The following is a 4,125-nucleotide window of genomic DNA, read 5'->3' as shown; positions in this document are numbered from 1 at the left end:
CCCCCACGGTGCGTTCGGTCGCCGACCCAGCGTTCTCGCGTTCGCTTCGCGTCTGCCGTGTCGCTGTCCGGCGTTCGTCAGCCAAGGCGCCTTGGGGTGCGGTGGAGGTGGGGTCTTGGGGCTGACATAGACTCGGCGGCTGTTACCCGGGGCCGGATCCGGTTTGCCGGGGTTTGCGCACGCTTGTTGTCCGCACGAGGAGAAATACGTGAAGAGCACCGTCGAGCAGCTGAGCCCGACGCGCGTCCGGATCAACGTCGAGGTGCCGTTCGACGAGCTGAAGGCGAACTTCGACCGGGCGTACCGGAAGCTCGCCAAGCAGGTCCGCATCCCGGGCTTCCGCCCCGGCAAGGCCCCCGCGCGCGTCCTGGAGAACCGCCTTGGTCGGGGCGTCGTCCTCGACGAGGTGGTCAACGAGGCGATCCCGGCCAAGTACCTGGAAGCGGTGAACACCGGCGAGGTGCGCACCCTCGGCCGCCCGGACATCGAACTGACCAAGCTGGAGGACGGCGACCTGCTCGCCTTCACCGCCGAGGTCGACGTCCGCCCGGAGATCACCGTCCCCGCCTTCGGTGAGCTCGCCGTCACCGTCGACGACGTCGAACTCGCCGACGAAGAGGTCGACACCCAGCTCGACGAGCTGCGGGCCCGCTTCGGCAGCCTGGTCGGCGTCGAGCGCGCGGCCGAGAAGGGCGACTTCGTCGTCCTGGACCTCTCCGCCACCGTCGACGGCGAGGACGTCGAGGACGCCAAGACCTCCGGCCTGTCCTACGAGATCGGCTCCGGCCAGCTCATCGAGGGCATCGACGACGCGCTGATCGGCGCCGCCCAGGGTGAGACCCGCGCCTTCACCACCAAGCTGGTGGCCGGGGAGCACGTGGGCAAGGACGCCGAGGTCACCGCCGTCGTGCAGTCGATCAAGGAGCGCCAGCTCCCCGACGCCGACGACGAGTTCGCCCAGATGGCCAGCGAGTTCGACACCCTCGACGAGCTGAAGGCCGACCTGCGCACCCGGCTCGGCCGGGTCAAGAACATGCAGCAGGGCATGCAGGCCCGCGACGAGGTCCTCAAGGCGCTGCTGGCCGTCGTCGAGGTCCCGCTGCCGGAGACCGCGGTCGAGGCCGAGGTCGACGTGCGCAAGTACGACGCGCTCTACAACTTCGGCCAGGACGAGTCCCAGCTGGAGCAGTGGCTGCAGAGCCAGGACAAGACCCGCGAGCAGTTCGACTCCGAGCTGCGCGAAGCGGCCGAGGAGACGGTGAAGACCCAGCTCGTGCTGGACGCCGTCGCCGACGCCGAGCAGGTCGAGGTCAGCGACAACGAGCTGACCGAGCGCATCGTCTACCAGGCGCAGCGCTTCGGCATCAGCCCGGACGAGTACGTCCAGCGGGCGCAGCAGTCCGGCCAGCTCGGCGCGATCTACGCCGACGTGCGCCGCGGCAAGGCCCTCGCCGGCATCGTCCGCAAGGCCACGGTGACCGACGCCTCCGGCTCGGCCGTCGACATGGACGAGCTCTTCGGCACCGAAGAGCCCGTCGCCGCGGCAGCCGAGTGACGACTGAACCCTCCAGGTGTGCCGGGGTTCACCCCCGAGACACGCTCTGAGCGAACGCGGGCGGTGTCGGGACTACGACGCCGCCCGCTTTCGTTAGGGTCGGATGCAACAAGATCCTCCCAGCAGCCGGCGGAATCCGCCGTGACGCCCCGGTGGCGGCACGAGATCTCCAAGGCCACCGAACATCGTTGGAAAAGGCAGGCAGACGTGACGCAGCACGAGACCGTCCCGACGCCCATGATGCGGGCGAGCAGCAGCGGGCTGAACCTCAACGACTCGGTGTACGAGCGCCTGCTCCGCGAGCGCATCATCGTCCTGGGCTCGCAGGTGGACGACAACATCGCCAACCAGATCTGCGCGCAGATGCTGCTGCTTGCCGCGGAGAACCCTGACGAGGACATCAAGCTCTACATCAACTCGCCCGGCGGCTCCGTCACCGCGGGCATGGCCATCTACGACACGATGGAGTTCATCGAGCCGGACGTGGCCACCTACGGCATGGGCCTGGCCGCCTCCATGGGCCAGTTCCTGCTCTCCGCGGGCACCAGGGGCAAGCGCTACGCCCTCCCGCACGCGCGGATCATGATGCACCAGCCCTCCGCCGGTGTCGGCGGTACGGCGGCCGACATCGAGATCCAGGCCCAGATGCTGGTCAAGCACAAGCGCGAGATGGCCGAGCTGATCGCGTCGCAGACCGGTCAGACCGTCGAGAAGATCGTGGCCGACTCCGACCGCGACCGCTGGTTCACCGCCGAGGAAGCCAAGGACTACGGCTTCATCGACTCCGTGATCAGCCGCGCCGCCCAGACCCGCTGAACCGCCGAACCGGATAGGAGAGCAGGAACATGATGAGCGAATCACGCTCCCCGCAGTCCAGGTACATCCTCCCGTCCTTCGTCGAGCGGACGAACTACGGGGTCAAGGAGTCCAACCCCTACAACAAGCTGTTCGAGGAGCGGATCATCTTCGTCGGCAGCCAGCTCGACGACGTCTCCGCCAACGACGTCATGGCGCAGCTGCTGTACCTGGAGTCCGCCGACCCGGACCGCGACATCGAGATGTACATCAACTCCCCCGGTGGCTCCTTCACCTCGCTGATGGCCGTCTACGACACCATGCAGTACGTCCGCCCGGACATCCGCACCGTCTGCCTCGGCCAGGCCGCCTCCGCGGCCGCGGTGCTGCTGGCCGCGGGCACCCCGGGCAAGCGCTCCGCGCTGCCCAACACCCGGGTGCTGATCCACCAGCCCGCCACCGAGGGCGTGTACGGCCAGGTCTCCGACCTGGAGATCCAGGCCAACGAGATCCAGCGCGTTCGCCAGCTGCTGGAGACCACGCTGGCGCGGCACACCAAGCGCACCCCCGCGCAGGTCCGCGCCGACATCGACCGTGACAAGATCCTCACGGCCGACGAGGCCAAGGAGTACGGCATCATCGACGAGGTCATGCCGTACCGGAAGCTCTCCGCGAACTAGCTTTCAGTTCGCGAGCAGGTGCTGCAGCAGACGAGTGGTCCTGCCTCGACACGCCGAGCGGCGCGGTTTCCGTTGCGCGCTCGGCGTGTTCGAGAGAGGCTTGTGACTCACTTACCGAGGACACGTTCGGAGCACGACAGTTCGGCAGACGTGTCCTACCACTCTCGCTTTTCCGGGTGGGACGGGTACCGTCGAGGACGTAGACGGCCAGGCGCGCGTGCTGGTGCGCCGGAGGGGACAGAGGTCAACGGCCATGGCACGTATCGGTGACGGCGGCGACCTGCTGAAATGCTCTTTCTGCGGGAAGAGTCAGAAGCAGGTGAAGAAGCTCATCGCCGGCCCCGGCGTCTACATCTGCGACGAGTGCATCGACCTCTGCAACGAGATCATCGAAGAGGAGCTGGCCGAGGCCGGCGACGTCAAGCTCGACGAGCTGCCCAAGCCCGCCGAGATCCACGACTTCCTCGACCAGTACGTGATCGGGCAGGGCGATGCCAAGCGCACGCTGTCGGTGGCGGTCTACAACCACTACAAGCGCATCCAGGCGGGCGACCGGATCAAGGACGGCCAGAACGACATCGAACTGGGCAAGTCCAACATCCTGCTGCTCGGCCCGACCGGTTGCGGCAAGACCTACCTCGCCCAGACCCTGGCGAAGCTGCTGAACGTCCCGTTCGCCATCGCCGACGCCACCGCCCTCACCGAGGCCGGCTACGTGGGCGAGGACGTCGAGAACATCCTGCTCAAGCTGATCCAGGCCGCCGACTACGACGTCAAGCGCGCCGAGACCGGCATCATCTACATCGACGAGGTGGACAAGATCGCTCGCAAGAGCGAGAACCCCTCGATCACCAGGGACGTCTCCGGCGAGGGCGGTCGCAAGCACCCGCACCAGGAGTTCATCCAGATCGACACAACGAACGTGCTGTTCATCGTGGCCGGTGCCTTCGCGGGCCTGGAGCGGATCGTGCAGGACCGGGTCGGCAAGCGCGGCCTCGGCTTCGGCGCGGAGATCCGGTCCAAGGCCGAGACCGACGCCGCCGACGTCTTCGGCGACGTCATGCCGGAGGACCTGATCAAGTTCGGCCTGATCCC

At 67.4% G+C, this 4,125-nt stretch carries 4 protein-coding genes; all 4 read left to right on the top strand.

The window, feature by feature from the left end; translation table 11 throughout:
* The first annotated feature begins 208 nt into the window (after window positions 1-208).
* Complete coding sequence (gene tig, locus CCN37_RS35060; RefSeq protein WP_086829337.1) at window positions 209-1,555, top strand: trigger factor; 1,347 nt, start codon at window positions 209-211, stop codon at window positions 1,553-1,555.
* 207 nt (window positions 1,556-1,762) lie between these two features.
* Complete coding sequence (locus CCN37_RS35055) at window positions 1,763-2,371, top strand: ATP-dependent Clp protease proteolytic subunit (protein WP_086829335.1); 609 nt, start codon at window positions 1,763-1,765, stop codon at window positions 2,369-2,371.
* A gap of 32 nt (window positions 2,372-2,403) precedes the next feature.
* The gene (locus CCN37_RS35050) at window positions 2,404-3,030 is read left to right on the top strand and encodes an ATP-dependent Clp protease proteolytic subunit (protein WP_086829339.1); all 627 of its coding nucleotides are present in this window, start codon (window positions 2,404-2,406) and stop codon (window positions 3,028-3,030) included.
* Between the two features lie 253 nt (window positions 3,031-3,283).
* On the top strand, window positions 3,284-4,125 hold an 842-nt coding region (locus CCN37_RS35045), incomplete at its 3' end, for an ATP-dependent Clp protease ATP-binding subunit ClpX (protein WP_086829333.1).

The sequence above is a fragment of the Allokutzneria sp. NRRL B-24872 genome, assembly GCF_002155965.1.
Classification (GTDB): domain Bacteria; phylum Actinomycetota; class Actinomycetes; order Mycobacteriales; family Pseudonocardiaceae; genus Allokutzneria.
This window is presented reverse-complemented; position numbering and strand designations above follow the sequence as displayed.